Origin of the sequence: Lysinibacillus sp. RC46 (assembly GCF_041262385.1) — a bacterium.
Lineage (GTDB): Bacteria > Bacillota > Bacilli > Bacillales_A > Planococcaceae > Lysinibacillus.
Window position 1 is genome coordinate 1 of record NZ_JBGCCF010000008.1, and the last position, 17,745, is coordinate 17,745.

Annotated in this window: 24 protein-coding genes and 1 pseudogene; 2 read left to right on the top strand and 23 right to left on the bottom strand. The window is 38.9% G+C overall.

The window, feature by feature from the left end; genetic code table 11:
* Nucleotides 1-405: 405 nt before the first annotated feature.
* Nucleotides 406-1,065, top strand: a complete 660-nt coding sequence (locus ABH966_RS09070; protein WP_370077692.1) for a hypothetical protein — start codon at nucleotides 406-408, stop codon at nucleotides 1,063-1,065.
* Between the two features lie 214 nt (nucleotides 1,066-1,279).
* Here the strand turns inward: ABH966_RS09070 and ABH966_RS09075 are convergent, their stop codons facing one another.
* Nucleotides 1,280-1,954 carry a KinB-signaling pathway activation protein gene (locus ABH966_RS09075; protein ID WP_370077694.1) on the bottom strand — a complete coding sequence of 225 codons (675 nt, stop codon included), beginning with the start codon at nucleotides 1,952-1,954 and terminating at the stop codon, nucleotides 1,280-1,282.
* A 152-nt stretch (nucleotides 1,955-2,106) separates the two neighbouring features.
* On the opposite strand from ABH966_RS09075, the gene gerD reads away from it, so the two are divergent.
* Complete coding sequence (gene gerD, locus ABH966_RS09080) at nucleotides 2,107-2,703, top strand: spore germination lipoprotein GerD (RefSeq protein ID WP_370077696.1); 597 nt, start codon at nucleotides 2,107-2,109, stop codon at nucleotides 2,701-2,703.
* Between the two features lie 56 nt (nucleotides 2,704-2,759).
* Here the strand turns inward: gerD and ABH966_RS09085 are convergent, their stop codons facing one another.
* The 22 genes and pseudogenes from ABH966_RS09085 to rplR form a co-directional block, all read right to left on the bottom strand.
* Entirely contained in the window at nucleotides 2,760-3,815 is a 1,056-nt protein-coding gene (locus ABH966_RS09085) for a P-loop NTPase (protein WP_370077698.1), read from the bottom strand.
* A gap of 71 nt (nucleotides 3,816-3,886) precedes the next feature.
* Entirely contained in the window at nucleotides 3,887-4,600 is a 714-nt protein-coding gene (locus ABH966_RS09090; RefSeq protein WP_370077700.1) for an N-acetylmuramoyl-L-alanine amidase, read from the bottom strand.
* 179 nt (nucleotides 4,601-4,779) lie between these two features.
* Entirely contained in the window at nucleotides 4,780-5,730 is a 951-nt protein-coding gene (locus ABH966_RS09095; RefSeq protein ID WP_370077702.1) for a DUF4822 domain-containing protein, read from the bottom strand.
* Between the two features lie 210 nt (nucleotides 5,731-5,940).
* The gene (rpsI, locus tag ABH966_RS09100; RefSeq protein WP_004233744.1) at nucleotides 5,941-6,333 is read right to left on the bottom strand and encodes a 30S ribosomal protein S9; all 393 of its coding nucleotides are present in this window, start codon (nucleotides 6,331-6,333) and stop codon (nucleotides 5,941-5,943) included.
* 25 nt (nucleotides 6,334-6,358) lie between these two features.
* The gene (gene rplM, locus ABH966_RS09105; protein ID WP_004233742.1) at nucleotides 6,359-6,796 is read right to left on the bottom strand and encodes a 50S ribosomal protein L13; all 438 of its coding nucleotides are present in this window, start codon (nucleotides 6,794-6,796) and stop codon (nucleotides 6,359-6,361) included.
* Between the two features lie 517 nt (nucleotides 6,797-7,313).
* Nucleotides 7,314-8,054, bottom strand: coding sequence for a tRNA pseudouridine(38-40) synthase TruA (gene truA, locus ABH966_RS09110; protein WP_370077705.1), 741 nt, complete (start codon nucleotides 8,052-8,054; stop codon nucleotides 7,314-7,316).
* 14 nt (nucleotides 8,055-8,068) lie between these two features.
* Nucleotides 8,069-8,866 carry an energy-coupling factor transporter transmembrane component T family protein gene (locus ABH966_RS09115; RefSeq protein WP_370077707.1) on the bottom strand — a complete coding sequence of 266 codons (798 nt, stop codon included), beginning with the start codon at nucleotides 8,864-8,866 and terminating at the stop codon, nucleotides 8,069-8,071.
* A complete protein-coding gene (locus ABH966_RS09120) occupies nucleotides 8,863-9,735 on the bottom strand; it encodes an energy-coupling factor ABC transporter ATP-binding protein (protein WP_370077709.1) in 873 nt (290 codons plus the stop codon). The genes ABH966_RS09115 and ABH966_RS09120 overlap by 4 nt, the downstream gene beginning before the upstream one ends.
* Nucleotides 9,711-10,556 carry an energy-coupling factor ABC transporter ATP-binding protein gene (locus tag ABH966_RS09125; protein ID WP_370077711.1) on the bottom strand — a complete coding sequence of 282 codons (846 nt, stop codon included), beginning with the start codon at nucleotides 10,554-10,556 and terminating at the stop codon, nucleotides 9,711-9,713. The genes ABH966_RS09120 and ABH966_RS09125 overlap by 25 nt, the downstream gene beginning before the upstream one ends.
* Before the next feature lie 497 nt (nucleotides 10,557-11,053).
* Nucleotides 11,054-11,434, bottom strand: a complete 381-nt coding sequence (gene rplQ / locus ABH966_RS09130; protein WP_012296051.1) for a 50S ribosomal protein L17 — start codon at nucleotides 11,432-11,434, stop codon at nucleotides 11,054-11,056.
* A 57-nt stretch (nucleotides 11,435-11,491) separates the two neighbouring features.
* Entirely contained in the window at nucleotides 11,492-12,436 is a 945-nt protein-coding gene (locus ABH966_RS09135) for a DNA-directed RNA polymerase subunit alpha (protein ID WP_004233733.1), read from the bottom strand.
* 139 nt (nucleotides 12,437-12,575) lie between these two features.
* On the bottom strand, nucleotides 12,576-12,965 hold the full coding sequence (gene rpsK / locus ABH966_RS09140; RefSeq protein ID WP_053482801.1) for a 30S ribosomal protein S11: 390 nt from the start codon (nucleotides 12,963-12,965) through the stop codon (nucleotides 12,576-12,578).
* A gap of 25 nt (nucleotides 12,966-12,990) precedes the next feature.
* Complete coding sequence (rpsM, locus tag ABH966_RS09145; protein ID WP_049662875.1) at nucleotides 12,991-13,356, bottom strand: 30S ribosomal protein S13; 366 nt, start codon at nucleotides 13,354-13,356, stop codon at nucleotides 12,991-12,993.
* Nucleotides 13,357-13,380: 24 nt separating this feature from the next.
* A complete protein-coding gene (gene rpmJ, locus ABH966_RS09150) occupies nucleotides 13,381-13,494 on the bottom strand; it encodes a 50S ribosomal protein L36 (protein WP_000868344.1) in 114 nt (37 codons plus the stop codon).
* Between the two features lie 37 nt (nucleotides 13,495-13,531).
* Nucleotides 13,532-13,750 carry a translation initiation factor IF-1 gene (gene infA, locus ABH966_RS09155; protein WP_004233690.1) on the bottom strand — a complete coding sequence of 73 codons (219 nt, stop codon included), beginning with the start codon at nucleotides 13,748-13,750 and terminating at the stop codon, nucleotides 13,532-13,534.
* 86 nt (nucleotides 13,751-13,836) lie between these two features.
* A pseudogene (locus ABH966_RS09160) lies at nucleotides 13,837-13,914 on the bottom strand (type I methionyl aminopeptidase); the annotation flags it as partial.
* A gap of 248 nt (nucleotides 13,915-14,162) precedes the next feature.
* On the bottom strand, nucleotides 14,163-14,816 hold the full coding sequence (locus ABH966_RS09165; protein WP_370077713.1) for an adenylate kinase: 654 nt from the start codon (nucleotides 14,814-14,816) through the stop codon (nucleotides 14,163-14,165).
* A gap of 70 nt (nucleotides 14,817-14,886) precedes the next feature.
* On the bottom strand, nucleotides 14,887-16,182 hold the full coding sequence (gene secY, locus ABH966_RS09170; protein ID WP_370077715.1) for a preprotein translocase subunit SecY: 1,296 nt from the start codon (nucleotides 16,180-16,182) through the stop codon (nucleotides 14,887-14,889).
* Entirely contained in the window at nucleotides 16,182-16,622 is a 441-nt protein-coding gene (gene rplO / locus ABH966_RS09175) for a 50S ribosomal protein L15 (RefSeq protein WP_323654724.1), read from the bottom strand. Before rplO ends, secY begins: the two co-directional genes overlap by 1 nt.
* A gap of 34 nt (nucleotides 16,623-16,656) precedes the next feature.
* Nucleotides 16,657-16,839 (bottom strand): 50S ribosomal protein L30, encoded by a 183-nt coding sequence (rpmD, locus tag ABH966_RS09180; protein WP_323654726.1) that lies wholly within the window; start codon nucleotides 16,837-16,839, stop codon nucleotides 16,657-16,659.
* A gap of 13 nt (nucleotides 16,840-16,852) precedes the next feature.
* On the bottom strand, nucleotides 16,853-17,356 hold the full coding sequence (gene rpsE, locus ABH966_RS09185; protein WP_053482806.1) for a 30S ribosomal protein S5: 504 nt from the start codon (nucleotides 17,354-17,356) through the stop codon (nucleotides 16,853-16,855).
* A 21-nt stretch (nucleotides 17,357-17,377) separates the two neighbouring features.
* Nucleotides 17,378-17,737: a 50S ribosomal protein L18 gene (rplR, locus tag ABH966_RS09190; RefSeq protein WP_323654727.1), complete on the bottom strand. Its 360-nt coding sequence runs from the start codon at nucleotides 17,735-17,737 to the stop codon at nucleotides 17,378-17,380.
* Nucleotides 17,738-17,745 lie beyond the last annotated feature (8 nt).

Sequence of the window (17,745 nt, forward strand, 5' to 3'; positions counted from 1 at the left end):
TTGATGTCCAAAATTTTGTTTCGTTCACTAACTCAAGGTTAGCTACTAAAAACTTTATTGATTACGTTTTGCTTGTTCAGTTTTCAAGGTTCATTTTTTTAATTACTGCGTCACCTCTTGGCGACTTATACATAATAACATCGATTATTCATGAAAGTCAACATTAAATCATAAGTTTTTTTAAGAACTTTATTTTTCCGTATCAATTATGCCTCGACATTGCGTCCGGAATCGGCTTTTTACTTGCACAAAGAACTCCTTTCCGATTCCGTGACATCCGCCGGAGGCATTAACTTCTGTAGCTGACGCTTTGCTTTCGCTACAAAAGACATTTGTAGCTGACGTTTCACTTTCGCTACGAAAACATTTGCTGAAAGAAGTTAAAAATATAGAAACGAGGTCGTTATGATGGTTCGTAAAACGTTGATTTCACTGTTTTTAATCTTAATACTGTTTATCTTTATAAAGCCGATAAATTCTACTATGATTTCTGTATTCAACATTGCAGATGCTCCAGCAGTTGTAACAAAAGGGCATTATGGTACATCACTTATTGTCGAAATTTCTTTCTCTGATGACAACCTGGTGGACTGGCTTAAAACTGTAAAAGAACCTTATCCGCTTCTATTGTTAGATGCTGCATGGATTGAACGTTCACCTGAGCACCTAAAAATCATTCAAGAGCGAAAACTACCTACAGGATTATTAGGGCCTGAGGATTCAGTGGATAAGCCAATTGATCTTGCCGTCGTTCAGAAAGATATTAAAATTTACGAAAAGCATTTTCAAGAAACACCACTTTGGTTTGCAACACAAAATCACCAGTATTCGCAGGATTTACAAAATAACTTATTTCAACAGCAGATGAATATACTTTCTCCCTCTCTAATCTGGAAAGGTGAAAAGACACCTAAATTACAAAAGGGAGATTTTGTTTTTATGTCTTTACACCAAAATAATAAAATCTCGTTTAAAGAGCTGAATACATTTCTACAACAAAATAAATTTATGTCGATTGAGGAAAATATATTCGGCTATAAAATTCAAACTAAAAAATCACCATAAAGTGAAACTTTAATCAGTGGGGATTTTCTTCATCCCCACTGATTATTAGTCTTCACCAATCGGACTTTTACGGGCAGTTGATCTCCCACCTATCTCTTTACTTTCGCTAAATTTTGCGACAGGAGTCTTGTACCTGACGTTTCACTTTCGGTAATTACTGCCCGTTAATGCGGGATAAAAAAGAAGTTGCCTCAACTAATAGAGGCAACTTTTTTTATGCGTTTTTAGCTTGTTCACGACGTGCTTTGCGGCGTGCTTCTAATTTTTGACGATCTACTTCGGATTTTGCATTATATTTTGGTAATACTAATAATTGATAAGCATTTACAGCGAGTAATGGGAATAGTAAAAGTGCAACATACTCGTTAATATTTTCATCGCGACCCATTAATGCAATTGTCCATTCCAGTGTTGTAACGACAATCATAAAAAATAAAGCCGAAATGAACACATGTTTTTTCCCTGTTAATTTTACTTTTTGAATAGCTGTTGCTATAGCACCTACTATTAATACAATTAACAAACCAACATAGAATAACCAGCTTTGTCCATCTTTTACACCTGGTATAAAGCGGAAGAATATAATATCAAAAATAGTAAAAGCAATTAATAATAGCTGTACCCAATTCCATAATGTAAGTGTTCTAAAAATATTTACTCCCACTTGATGGAGCGTTAAATAAGCAAAAAAGCCCGCTTGTGCAATAACACTCATTGTAAATCCTAAGAAAACCATCCATAAAAGTCCTGCTAAAAATTCACCCCAGTGACCGTTTGTTATGTATGGTTGAAAGAAGTCCCATCGAATAAATAAACTGCAAATTCCGTTGACTGCGCCACCAACGAGCATTGCAAAGAAGAAAAACTTTGCCCAATTTCGTATCGTCACAACTAAAAGTCCCCCAATTTCTCAATATAATCTGTACTTATTTTAACAATGCATTGTTAAAAAAGCTATTTCTCATCGTAACCAATACATAAAGTCATCATAAATGTGAACAATAATTGAAAGAGTCTATTTATAGAAAGGACTGATGATTGATGCGAAAATTCTTCTTACTACTAATCCTAATGCTTTTTCTTTCTGCCTGTTCACAAGATAAAGCCACTACCATGTCCTATGATGAAATAAAAAAAATAATGATTGACTCTTTACAAACCGAGGATGGTAAAAAGGCGTTGCGAAAGCTTTTAGAGGAACCAAGCTTCCGTGAATTATTGGTGTTGGAGCATGATGAAGTCAAGAAAGCTACCGAAGCTACCTTGCTTTCCAAAGAAGCAGAAGACTTTTGGAAGAAAACATTCGAAGATCCAAAATTCAAGGAAACTGTAGCTAAAAGTATGCAAAAACAACAACAGGATATTATGAAGGAATTAATAAAAGACCCCTCTTTCCAAAAAGATATGGAAGCTTTCTTTGGCCAGCCAGATATGCAAAAGCAGTTAGAGACTATTCTAAAATCCTCCAATATGAGAAAACAAACAGAGGAAATCGTCAAGGAAACGATTGAAAGTCCGCTTATGCAGACAAAATGGCAGGAGCTTATTAGGAAAAGTGGTGGCGAGGCAGGTAAAGCTAGCGGCGGCAAAAAAGAAGCTGGCGGTGGTGAAGGTAATGAGCAAAAGGGCTCTGAGTAACCATTCATATATGCAAAAACGGATTTCCTCCATTGTTCGAGGAAATCCGTTTTCATTTATTTATTTAATTTATTAATGATGTTCGTCGCGATATCTAAATATATTTGTCCTGTTGTATGTTTTTCAGCATAAACAGAAGGTGCAAAATCTTCCTCTGACCAGTCAGGCTGACCAAGAGGAATTTGACCAAGTAGCTCTGTACGTAGTTCTTCTGCTAACTTAGGACCTCCACCTTGACCGAATACGAATTCACGGTCACCTGATTTCGATTCATACCATGCCATGTTTTCAATAACACCTAAAATTTCATGATCTGTTTGTAAAGCCATTGCACCTGCACGAGCTGCAACGAACGCTGCAGTTGGATGCGGTGTTGTTACAACAATTTCTTTTGAAGAAGGAAGCATTTGGTGAATATCTAATGCAACGTCACCTGTACCTGGTGGTAAATCCAATAGTAGATAGTCTAGTTCACCCCATTCTACATCACGGAAGAACTGATCTAACACTTTACCTAACATCGGTCCACGCCATACAATCGGTGCGTTATTTTCAACAAAGAAGCCCATTGAAATCATTTTCACACCTAAACGATCAACAGGGAAAATTCGATTATCTACCACTTTAGGCATATCTGTAACACCCATCATATCAGGCACACTGAAGCCATAAATATCAGCATCAATTAAGCCAACCTTTTTACCTAGACGAGCTAATGCAACAGCTAAGTTAACTGATACTGTAGATTTCCCTACACCGCCTTTACCAGAGGCAATTGAAATAACTTGTACTGTGCTAAGTGGAGATAAAATATCTTGTGCCTCAGCCTCAGTTGCTACGCCACGGAAGCCCTGTAGTTTTTCTGCTGACAGCTCTTCGAAACGAATACCAACTGTATTTGCACCTGCTTCTTTCAAAGCTTCAACAATTTTCATTTGTAGCTGTAATTGTTCAGGTGTATTTGTTTTAGCAATCGCAATTTTTACACTAACGTGATTCTTCTCTTCTTTTATTGCTACATTTGTAATACCGCCTGTTTCTGCAAATGATTTATGTAAAAATGGATCTTGTAGTTGTCCTAATATTTCTCGTACTTGTTGTTCAGTTATCACGACGAACACTCCCCTTATATTATCTCAATGTTAGTATATCATAATGACTTGATTTACGTTGTGTAGTTGCTCTATTCAATTTTTGCTAATAAATACTCTTCTATACCTTCAACAATAGCATCTCCCATTTTTTCTTGGTATTTCTTATCAGTTAATAGTGCACGTTCCTCATCATTACTTATAAATCCTGTTTCTACTAGTGCAGCAGGTACTTCAGCTTTTTTCAGTAAATATATTTGTTGTATAGACATTGCTTCTCGGTCTGTATTTTTCAAATTAGTGCGAATGGAATCTTGAATGCTCTTTGCTAATAATTCACTTTCAGCATGTCCTTCTTTATGATAAAACACCTGTGCTCCACGCCATTTTGTTTCAGGAATGGCATTTGCATGAATTGTAATAAAAAGATCCGGTTTTTCATTTTCTACTATGTCTTTTCTTAAAAAGATGTCCTGCTTTTTTCGTTCTCTCAATGTTCCATACTTTTCTGATGACGCGTGCTCATCGATAACATCGCCATCTTTTGTTCGTGTCATTACGACTGTTGCGCCTTTTTTCTTTAATTGCTTCTCCACATGCTGCGCAATTGCAAGTGTAATATCCTTTTCAATTACTTCGCCCTTTGAAGCACCTCCATCCTGACCTCCGTGTCCCGCATCAATGACAATTTTTATGCCACCAAGTGGGTCCGGTAAGAAGAAGTTACGGTTCGAAGCATTCGTTTCATATGCCACGACCACTATACTCATTAGCATAATTACTCCTAGTGCAAGCCAGCGCTTCACCCATATCCACCACCCTTTTACAGATAGTGTACGAAGTTAGTGATTGAACTATGCCAGAAAGTAAAAAAAACTCTCAAGTATTAAGATTGAGAGTTTGAGCTTGTAATGGAAGATACTTTTTTAGTAATACTAAAACGGCATTAATCCATTAATAATACATGGATTAAAGCCGTTAATTTTTATTTTAGTGTAAATTCTGGTTTAAACTTACCTGCATAAGGTTCATGCTCAACAAATACTGTTGTATCCTTACCGTCTTTATCTTTACCAGTTCGGATATATGTGAATTTCTTATTATTTAGCTCAGTAATTTCGAGCACAGCCCCATATTTATTGTCACCAATTGAAACATGAGCTCTTAATTTATTTCCATCGATCACATTAAAGTATCCATAGTCTCCACGACTTTTACCTGTTTCAGGATTGAAAAATTCATATTTATTCGTATTAGCATCATATTTCGCAATGCTAATAAAATTTGTATTATATGATGTTACATCATTTTTGTTTGCATCTAATACAACTGTTCCTTGCCAAAGCGTACCAGCTAAAATTTTATCTCCATCTACGTCCTGAACAATAGGGCCCGTAGAATTATTTAATTTTTTATCTGGTGCAGTAAATGTTAAGTGTCTTTCCTTATAAGGGACATGATCAACGAATACCTCTACATCGCTACCATTTGCATCTTTCCCCATTCGTTTATAAGTAAACATTTTATTTGTTAGCTTAGTAATATCCACAATTTCTTGGTAATTTTTCGTTTCTGAGATCAATATTCTATGCTTTCCATCATTCGTAAAAAAGAAAATCCCTTTATCGTCGATGCTTCCAGCTGTATTTGGATCGAAGAATTCATAGCGTCCTGAATCAGCGTCATATTTCGCAAGGCCCATTAAATTTGAATTTTCTGCTGTTAAGTCTTTATTATTTTTATCGTAAACTTTTGTGGCTTGCCAATCTGAACTACTAAGAATTTTAGCCTTTGCTTGACCGTCTGTTATTTCTACCTGTCTTTGATTTGCATTATTTCCTGTTCTTACTTCTTCAGTTTTTTTCACGTCAGTTTTATTCCCACATGCACCAAGAAGCGCCATTGCCGTAATTGATAATATTAATAGCCTTTTCATATACTGACCTCCATTTTCAGAATAAACAACCTGAAAATAGTATCAGCCATTTCTATATAAAATACACATCGCAATTGCTATTTATACAACAACAGTGCAGTAGGATATTTTGAAACACTTGAACTTGAAGTATCAAAGCATTTGCCAAATAAAAAAAACCCTTCTCGAAAATTCGAGAAAGGGCTTGTAAACGTTGATATAACAACGATATTAACGTTTTGAGAACTGAGGTGCACGACGAGCGCCGCGTAGACCTGGTTTTTTACGTTCTTTCATGCGTGAATCACGAGTAAGTAATCCAGCAGATTTTAATGCAGCACGGAAATCTGGGTCTACTTGAAGTAGAGCACGAGCGATACCGTGACGTACAGCACCAGCTTGACCAGTGTATCCACCACCGTTAACGTTTACGTGGATATCGTAGCTTCCTGTAGTTTCAGTTGCTACTAATGGTTGTTTAATTACTTCACGTAATGCAGCGAATGGTACGTATTCTTCGATTTCACGTTTGTTGATAACAATTTTACCTGTACCTGGTACTAAACGTACGCGAGCTACAGAGCTTTTACGGCGACCAGTGCCGATGTATTGAACTTGTGCCAAAGTAATATCCTCCTCTTAATTTATATTATCCGCGAAGCTCGTAAGCTTCTGGTTTTTGTGCAGCATGTGGATGCTCTGTTCCAGTGTAAACGTTAAGTTTAGTGAACATTTTGCGACCTAAAGAGTTTTTAGGAAGCATTCCTTTAACTGCTAATTCGATCATTCTTGTTGGGTACTTATCTAGCATTTCACCAGCAGTACGAGTTTTTAAACCACCCGCAAATTGAGTATGGTGACGGTAAAGTTTACCCTCTAATTTGTTACCAGTTAAATGGATTTTGTCAGCGTTGATGATGATTACGTGATCACCTGTGTCAACGTTTGGTGTGAATGTTGGTTTATGTTTACCACGTAAGATAGCAGCTACTTCAGAAGCTAAACGTCCAAGAGTTTGGCCTTCTGCATCAACTACTAGCCATTTACGGTCTACTTCGTGACCTTTAGCCATGAATGTTGTACGCATGTATATATCCTCCTAATCGATTCGATTACCGTTATTTTTCATTAAACTACACTATAAGTTTTCGGGGCTTATTTGTGGTGGTAATGAAAATACCATCTGTTATCATATAATGAATGACTTTTAAAGTCAAGCAATTTCAATAAACACCTGGAGAAGTTGTTCAGATTCCTTGATTGTTTAAATTAGGGCATTTGAGAGCCTTCATTTTGTTAAATATACAAAAAATTCCCCATCAAGAATTCTATAACATTCGCCAACTGTTCTCCTTCATAACTTGTCATCAAAAGCTGGGGATGACATTTGTTAAAACCTATTCAATTTATATAAGTTGATTGGAGTGGAGGCTGGGCGACTCCTTGGGGATTAGCGTCACAGATGAGACCCTGGAGCGAGCAACGCGAGTGAAGCGGCTCATCGGACGCCCCCAGGAAGCTTTGCTCTGTGCGAAAGCGAAGCGTCAGCAACAAAGCGCCCAGTCGGAACGGAAATCAACCACACGTTATGGTGATAAACCTTTTTAATAAAAGACTTTCTCAAGATACAGACCTTGTGGAGGTGCAGTCTTGCCCGCCTTATCGCGATTCATAGATTTAACGACTAACTCCACGTTCTCAATGTCACGACGTCCTATACCAACTTCCCAAAGTGTGCCTGCAATGATACGTACCATATTATATAAGAAGCCATTTCCTTCGATCACCATATGAAGCTCTTCACCGTACCATTCAAATTGTAGTGTAGTCACTGTACGGACCTTATCTTTGACACTTGTATTGGCTGCACAAAAGCACGTAAAGTCATGTGTACCGATAATAGCCTTTGCTGCCTCCTGCATTGCCTCAACATTCGGTTTCACACCATTTGTCTCTACAGTGTATTGTCTGCGGAATGGACTCTGTACAGGCTCACATGACCATATATATCGGTACCGCTTTCCTGTTACACTGTAGCGCGCATGAAAATCAGCAGCTGCTTCTTCTATCGACATTACCCGAATATCTCTTGGCAGTTGAACATTTAACGCCTTCATGTATTTATCTACTGGAATCGCGAGTGGTGAATCAAAATGCAATGTTTGGCCTGTTGCATGCACCCTTGCATCTGTACGTCCACTAGCTGTTACCTTTATCTTTTCCCCTTTATGCATAATGGCTAAAACACGCTCAATCTCAGCCTGTACTGTGCGTTCTCCAGGCTGTACTTGATACCCAGAAAATTGCGTTCCATCATAACTTATAATTGCTTTTAATCGTCGCATAAAGCTTACTCCTTTTAACTTCTATAGAAGAATAGTAAAACGGCCATCGCTACTAATAACACAAGTGAAAATGTATCACTCATATCCCATTTTAGCTTTCGATATCTCGTACGCCCTTCGCCTCCACGGTAGCCTCTTACTTCCATAGCTGTTGCTAAATCTTCGGCTCGTTTAAAAGCACTTACAAAGAGAGGTACTAGTAATGGCACAACCGCTTTAATACGATCCTTTATTGGTCCAGAAGATAAATCCGAACCACGTGCCATTTGTGCTTTCATAATTTTATCTGTCTCATCCATTAATGTTGGAATAAAGCGCAATGAAATAGACATCATCAAAGCTAACTCATGTACTGGCACTTTCACCGCTTTTAATGGATTTAGCAGCACTTCAATGCCATCCGTAATGGAAATTGGTGATGTTGTAAGCGTTAAGATAGATGTCATAAACACTAGCACTAGGAAACGTATCGAAATAAAGACCCCTTGTCGAATACCTTCTTCGTAAATGGTAACAAACTTCCACTCAAATATTAGGGCACCTTCTTTCGTCATAAAAATATGAATTAAGAAGGTAAATACCATTAAAAAAATTACTGGCTTTAGACCATTAATTAAAAAATACAGACGAATATTTGATATTAGCACAATGAGTAAGGTAAAAGCTAATAGCAAGGCATATGTCACTGTGTTGTTTGCTAAAAAAACAATAATAATGAATGCAAACACAAATATAAGCTTTGATCGTGGATCGAGCTTATGAACTGGAGAATTTCCGGGAAGGAAACGACCAAATATCATTTTCTCCATCATGACTGTCCACGCTCCTCTCTTAGTAACCGGGCAATTTCAGTTGCTAGCTCCTCTTCGGTTAAGCAGATCTTTGAGAGGGATTTGTTTATCATTGTTTCGATTTTTTGTTGAAAGCGTACGATACGAGGTGGTTCTAAGCGGAAATTTTTTAATGTCTCTACATCTTTGAAAATTTCTTGTGGTGTGCCACTTAGTACATTTTTCCCTTCATGCATAATGACAATATTGTCTGCATAACGAGCTGCGTCCTCCATACTGTGCGTTACAAGAATCGTCGTTAGGCCGCGTTCCTTGTGAAGCTTATAAAACATATCCATAATCTCTTTCTGACCGCGTGGATCAAGCCCTGCAGTTGGTTCATCTAAAACAATAACTTCAGGTTCCATCGCTAAAACGCCAGCAATTGCTACCCTGCGCATTTGTCCCCCTGATAAATCAAAAGGTGATTTTTCAAGTACGTTCTCTGGTAAGCCAACTAAGCCTATAAGTTCTTTTGCTCGTGCTTCTGCCTCTTGCTCTGATACACCAAAGTTCATAGGGCCAAACATAATATCCTTTAATACGGTTTCTTCAAACAGCTGATGCTCCGGGAATTGAAACACAATACCAACCTTTTGACGTACAGCCTTTAAATCCTTCGCCTTTTTTCCAGCTACAACAATGCGTTCTCCAATATGTACTTCCCCAGAGGTTGGTCTTAGAAGTGCATTAAAATGCTGAAGAATTGTCGATTTACCAGAACCCGTATGTCCGATAATTGCCTGATACGTATGTGAAGGGATTTCAAAATCTACATCGAATAATGCACGTTTTTCAAAAGGTGTACCCTGTGAATAGGCATAGCTTACTTGTTGAAGTTTGATGTCCATAAATCATTCACCAACTCTTCTTCTGTCATATGTTGTCCCATTAATGGAACACCTTCCTTTTGCAATAACTTTGATAACTTCATGGCAAATGGTAAGTCTAGTCCAAACTCAACTAGCTTGTCCCCAAGTGCAAAAATTTCACCAGGTGTACCCTCAGCAAATTTCTTTCCATCATTCATAAAGAGAACACGATCCGCAAGCATAGCCTCCTCTAAATCATGCGTAATAGATATTACCGTTAACCCTGTTTCAGCACGTAAAGTTTGCACAGTGTGTAATACCTCAGCACGCCCCTGTGGATCTAACATAGAAGTAGCTTCATCTAAAATAAGGAGCTTTGGTTTCATTGCAAGTGCGCCTGCAATGGCAACACGCTGCTTTTGACCACCAGATAAGTGGTGTGGCTCATGGTCTAAAAAATCGCTCATTTTTACTTGCTCAAGTGCTGCATGTACACGGTCTACCATCTCTTCAAACGGTACTCCGTTATTTTCAAGAGCAAAAGCAACATCATCCTGCACTGTCGCTCCGACAAATTGATTGTCTGGATTTTGGAAAACCATGCCTATCTGTGAACGGCTTTCCCATAGGTTTTCTTCACTTAATGGTTCACATAATATACGTACATCGCCTTGCTGTGGGTATAACAAACCATTCATAAGCTTTGCAATGGTGGATTTACCAGAACCGTTATGGCCAACAATGGCAATCCATTCCCCTTCCTGAACCGCAAAACTTACATTTTCAACAGCATTGCGGCTTTCATTTTCTTCTGGTGTATATGAAAATGTCACATTATTTAATGATAAAATTTCTGGCATTTCTAGAACTCCTCTCTACATGCTCAGCTCTACTAACTAACTTACACTTTTTTATGTATGAATTCTACTACAATCATTATGTCGATAAAAGAAAAGTGCTAAAATCACTTTTCATTATTTTTTTAAAACAAATAGGCTAAATATAATTTATAGAATACATCAAATATTGGAGTGAAGCACCCAAAACATTCCAGTGACTGCCATTCTATAAATCAGCCTATAAAAAAAAGCACCACTAAATTGGCGCTATCATACTTCCCTAAAAAATAAAAAAGCGCGCACCTCATTCGATAGAAATGCGCTAGTCGTTACATTTTCAAGAAACACGGGTGCTCAAGCCCTTGTTCCATTTGAATGAGGTGCGGAGAGCTAAACGAGACGCCACACAACAGTGTCCGCTCATCATAACGCTCAGCTTAATTATTTGTCGTATAAATCGTTTATAAAAGAAAGAGGGTGGTGATTCCACCCTCTTCACCACTTGTCTTCTCTTATGATTAAACTAATTCAATCACTACAACAGGTGCACCGTCACCACGACGAGGACCTACTTTAAGAATACGAGTGTAACCACCTTGACGCTCTGCATAACGTGGTGCAACATCATCAAATAACTTTTGAAGTGCAAATGAAGTTGTTTCGTTACCTTCTGCATCAGTAGTTGTTACTAGTTCACGACGGATGAATGCAGCAGCTTGACGGCGTGCATGTAAATCACCGCGTTTACCTAAAGTAATCATTTTTTCAACAGCTTTACGTACTTCTTTAGCGCGAGCCTCAGTAGTTTCGATACGCTCGTTGATGATTAAATCAGTAGCTAAGTCACGTAACATCGCTTTACGTTGAGAACTTGTACGACCAAGTTTTCTGTAACCCATGGATGTTTCCCTCCTTTATAAAAAAATATCTGATCTTATAAGTTTTGTTTAAATCGCTTAGTCTTCTTTGCGTAACCCTAAACCAAGCTCTTCTAACTTCGCTTTTACCTCTTCAAGTGACTTACGTCCAAGGTTACGAACTTTCATCATATCGTCTTCTGACTTATTCGCAAGTTCTAGTACTGTGTTAATACCAGCGCGTTTTAAGCAGTTGTAAGAACGAACAGAAAGATCAAGTTCTTCGATAGTCATCTCTAAAACTTTTTCTTTTTGATCTTCTTCTTTCTCGACCATGATTTCAGCTGTTTGAGCCTCGTCTGTCATGCCAACGAAGATGTTTAGATGCTCGGTTAAAATTTTTGCTCCGAGCGAAATCGCCTCTTTCGGACCGATGCTACCATCTGTCCACACATCAAGAGAAAGTTTATCGTAGTCAGAAGACTGACCTACACGAGTATTTTCCACTTGGAAATTGACGCGTGATACTGGAGTGTAAATAGAGTCGATCGGGATCACGCCGATAGGAAGATCCTCACGTTTGTTTTGATCAGCAGGAGTGTAACCACGGCCGCGTTGTGCGTACATACGCATACGTAAATGACCGTTTTTAGCGATTGTTGCAATATATAGATCCGGGTTTAAAATTTCTACATCACTGTCATGTGTAATGTCAGCAGCTGTAACTGTACCATCGCCTTTTACATCAATCTCAATAACTTTTTCTTCGTCAGAGTAGATTTTAAGAGCTAGTTTTTTCACGTTCAAAATAATTGAAGCTACATCCTCTACAACGCCTTCTACAGTTGAGAATTCGTGAAGAACACCGTCAATTTGAATTGAAGTGACAGCAGCTCCTGGTAATGAAGACAGAAGGATACGACGTAAAGAATTACCCAAAGTGTTTCCATATCCGCGTTCAAGCGGTTCTACAACAAACTTTCCATATTTGGAATCTTCGCTGATCTCCACCGTTTCAATCTTTGGTTTTTCAATTTCGATCATTTTATTTACCCTCCTTCAAAACATCGAATGTATAGGTTCTTTCCATCATAGATTCGATCGTCAATGACGTATCGTTTATTATCTGCACAAGACAGTCTGTACAAAAAATGATGTTCTCATACAATATGAGACGCACCCATTACACGCGACGACGTTTTGGCGGACGGCAACCATTATGAGGAACTGGAGTAACGTCTTTAATAGCAGTTACATCTAAACCAGCAGCTTGAAGTGCACGAATTGCAGCTTCACGACCTGCACCAGGACCTTTAACAGTTACTTCCAACGTTTTCAGACCATGTTCAAGGGATGCTTTAGCAGCAGTTTCTGCAGCCATTTGAGCAGCGAATGGTGTAGATTTACGTGAACCACGGAAACCAAGAGCACCAGCACTTGACCAAGATACAGCGTTACCTTGCATATCTGTAATCGTTACGATTGTATTGTTGAATGTAGAACGAATGTGTGCAATACCAGATTCGATATTCTTTTTCACACGACGTTTACGAGTTTGTTGTTTACGAGCCATGTTAAGAAGGAACCTCCTTTACTGATTATTTTTTCTTGTTCGCTACTGTTTTACGAGGACCTTTACGCGTACGCGCATTGTTCTTCGTATTTTGACCACGAACAGGTAAACCACGACGGTGACGGATACCACGGAATGAACCGATTTCCATCAGACGTTTAATATTTAATGAAGTTTCGCGACGTAAGTCACCTTCAAGTTTGTATGAGTCTAATTGTTCACGGATTTTGTTTAACTCATCTTCAGTTAAGTCGCGTACGCGTGTATCTTCTGAAATACCTGCGTCAGCTAATACTTTCTGAGCTGTAGTTTTACCAATACCGTAAATGTAAGTTAATGAAATTACCACGCGTTTGTCGCGAGGAATGTCAACACCAGCAATACGTGCCATGTACGTTGTGCACCTCCTTTAGAATTAACCTTGTTTTTGTTTGTGTTTAGGATTTTCACAAATTACCATTACTTTACCGCGTCGGCGAATTACTTTACATTTTTCGCAGATCGGTTTTACAGATGGTCTCACTTTCATCTAACCTAACCTCCTTAGTAGTCCGGAGCGCAAAAGATTATTTAAAACGGTATGTGATACGACCGCGAGTTAAATCATAAGGAGATAACTCGATAGTAACCTTATCTCCAGGTAGAATACGGATAAAGTGCATACGAATCTTACCAGAAACGTGTGCTAGAATCACATGTCCATTTTCTAATTCTACCTTAAACATCGCGTTTGGCAAAGTCTCAACAACTGTCCCTTCGACTTCAATTACATCATCTTTCGCCATCTACTCTGTCTCCTCTCTATATGCAAATTAAAGTTCTCATCGTTACATCAAACGGATATCTGCTGCAACTATAGAAGCAACCTCGTTTCAACATATGTTTGGATTGTATGAGAGATGTTTGAAAGACGCTCGTCTGGTTTCGCTTCACACAATCCACGGAACATACAGAACCATTAAGGGAACTGAACCTCCCATGTTTACACGAATACCGGAATGTCTTTGATGAGATATTCATACCCGTTACACAGATGCTTCCACGAAACCCATTATACTCTTTCAAAAGTAATGTTGCACTTTTTAAAAGAAATATATACCGGGCACAATATGCTTTTGCAACTCTCAAAAAATTATGTTTCGTTGTTGCTCCCGCATGCCTCCCGCGGAAGCAGTATTCTGCGCCCGGAGCCGGGTATCAGCTGCGGCTGCCCTGTAATAGAGCATCAAGATCAGCAAACACTTTGTTAATATCTTGCTGTCCATCTATATTTGTTAACACACCTTTTACTTCATAGTAGTCAAGTAAAGGTTGTGCTTGTTTCATATTTACTTCCAGACGGTTTGCAACCGTTTCAGGATTATCATCCGCACGCGTATAAAGCTCGCCACCATCTTTATCACATTTTCCTTCCTCAGCTGGAGGATTGAAAACAAGATGATAAGATGTACCACAAGTTTTACAAATACGACGACCTGATAGACGAGCAACTAGCTCATCTTTTTCAACTTGGATGTTAATTGTATGTTCAATAGCTTTACCAAGATCAGCAAGAATGCTGTCTAAAGCTTCAGCTTGAGGAACAGTACGTGGGAATCCATCTAATAAGAAGCCCTTTTCACAATCATGTTTAGCAAGTCGTTCACGAACAATACCAATCGTTACTTCATCCGGCACTAGAGCACCTTGATCCATAAACGATTTAGCCTGCAAGCCTAGTTCTGTACCATCTTTAATAGCAGCACGGAACATATCGCCTGTAGAAATATGAGGAATCGCGTACTTCTCAACAATTTTATCTGCCTGTGTACCTTTACCAGCACCTGGCAGACCCATTAAAACGATATTCATACGGAAATAATCCTCCCACAAAAGGTTTGCTGATTTCAGGAAACGATAGAACGTTCCCTAAAAACCAACATTACTTCATAAAGCCTTTGTAGTGACGTTTAACAAGTTGAGATTCTAGCTGTTTCATCGTTTCCAGCGCTACGCCGACTACGATAATAATACTAGTACCACCGATCTGCACTGTGGCAGGTAGTTTCATAATGTTCATGAGTATAATCGGCATTACTGAAATAACAGTTAAGAAAATCGCACCGACAAATGTCAGACGATATAACACGCTTGTTAAATACGTTTGCGTACTTTCACCCGGACGAATACCCGGAATGTAAGCACCTTGCTTTTTCAAGTTATCTGCCACATTTTCTGGATTCACTTGTACGAATGCATAGAAATATGTGAACGCGACGATCAATACAATGTAAATAACCATCCCAACAGGATTAGCATTATTAAACGAGTGTTCAATGAATGATGCTACAGCACCTTCACCAAAGAATGGAGCTAACACACGTGGTGTCGTCAGAAACGCTGATGCAAAGATTACCGGAATAACCCCTGCAGCATTTACTTTTAACGGTAAATGCGTTTGTTGAGCACCTGTTTGTTGGTTGCGTCCAGTAACTCGTTTAGCATACTGAATTGGAATTTTACGCAGTGCTTGTTGCACGTAGATAACTCCAACAACAACTGCAAGCATAACTAAAACAAGCAATCCAAGAATAACTAGATTGATAAATAGTTTATCCCCAGCACCCTCGATTTGCTGTGCATAGATTTGGTTAACGGCATTCGGTAATGCCGCAGTAATACCTGCGAAAATTACAATAGAAATACCATTTCCAACGCCATGTGCAGTAATTTGTTCAGCAAGCCATACTAGGAATGCTGTACCCGCCGTTAATACAATAGAAATCGTAACATATGTTAAAACTCCTTCTTCTTTAATCAATGATCCGCCGTACATTCTGTTAAAACCAAATGACATTGCGAAGGATTGGATAAAAGCAAGAATAATTGTAAAGTAACGAGTAAATTGTGCAAGTTTTCGTCTTCCGACTTCACCTTGCTTTGCCCACTCAGCAAATTTCGGTACTACGTCCATTTGCAATAACTGAACAATAATTGAAGCAGTGATGTAAGGCATAATTCCCATCGCAAAGATAGAGAAGTTACTCAAAGCACCACCGCCAAAAGTATTTAGGAAACCAACGAGACTGAACTCATCAGTTGCCTTTAATACATTAGCGTCAACGTTTGGTACCGGTACAAACGTACCAATACGGAAAACGATTAACATTAAAAGAGTGAAAATGATTTTATTTCGTATATCTCGAACACGCATAAAGTTAGAGATCGTCTGAAACATTAAATCACCTCAGTAGTTCCGCCGGCATTCTCGATTGCTTCTTTAGCTGAAGCTGAGAATTTATGAGCTTTTACTGTAAGCTTTTTATCAAGAGTTCCGTTTCCAAGAACTTTAATTCCAGCTTTTTCATTGCTCACTAAACCTGTTTCAAGTAATAATGCAGTTGTTACCTCTGCACCATCTTCAAAACGATTTAATGTGTCAAGATTAACGATCGCGTACTCTTTACGGTTAATGTTAGTAAAGCCGCGTTTCGGTAAACGACGGAATAAAGGGTTTTGACCACCCTCGAATCCTGGGCGTACACCGCCGCCAGAACGAGAGTTTTGACCTTTATGACCTCTACCTGCAGTTTTACCGTTACCAGAACCGATACCGCGACCTACGCGGTTACGTACTTTACGGGATCCTTCTGCTGGTTTTAACTCATGAAGTTTCATATTGGATGGCACCTCCTTGTTCGTTAATTAAAAATTAGTTTTCTTTTACAGTAACTAAGTGAGCTACTACATCAATCATACCGCGAGTTGCTGCATTGTCAGCTTTCTCAACAGTTTGGTTTAATTTACGTAAACCTAGAGCTTCTACAGTTTTACGTTGTGCTGGTTTAGAACCAATCACAGATTTTGTAAGGGTGATTTCTAATTTGTTAGCCATTATCTTTCCCCCCTTATCCTAATATTTCTTCCACTGATTTACCACGTAATTTAGCTACGTCCTCTACGCGTTTTAATTCAGTTAAACCTTGAATAGTTGCACGCACCATATTGATTGGTGTGTTAGTTCCAAGTGATTTTGAAAGAATATCAGTAATACCAGCAAGTTCTAGTACGGCACGTACTGGACCACCAGCGATAACTCCTGTACCAGGAGCAGCAGGTTTAATTAGGATTTCTCCTGCACCAAAGCGACCTTGCACTAAGTGTGGAGTTGTTCCACCTACGCGTGGCACTTCGATTAAGTTTTTCTTCGCATCTTCAACAGCTTTACGGATAGCATCTGGCACCTCTTGAGCTTTACCAGTACCGAAACCAACGTGACCGTTTTTATCGCCAACTACAACTAATGCTGTGAAGCGGAAGCGACGTCCACCTTTAACAACTTTAGCAACACGGTTAATAGTAACTACGCGTTCTTCAAGTTCTCCAAGTTTGTTTGCGTCAATTCGACTCATGAAATGTGTCCCTCCTTTTTATTAAAATTGTAAACCGTTCTCACGTGCAGCTTCAGCTAAAGCTTTTACACGTCCATGATATAAGTAACCACCACGGTCAAATACTACAGCAGTAATATTTTTTTCCGTAGCGCGTTTTGCGATTGTTTCACCGACTTTAGTTGCAGCATCAACATTGCTACCAGCACTTTCAAAACCATTTTCTTGAGAAGATGCGCTAACGATTGTTACGCCTGCTACGTCATCGATAAGTTGAGCGTAGATGTTCTTGTTAGAACGGAATACGTTTAAGCGTGGACGCTCAGCAGTACCCGAAATTTTAGAACGTACGCGTGCATGACGTTTTTTACGAACCTGATTTTTATCTTGTTTCGTAATCACAAGGGTCA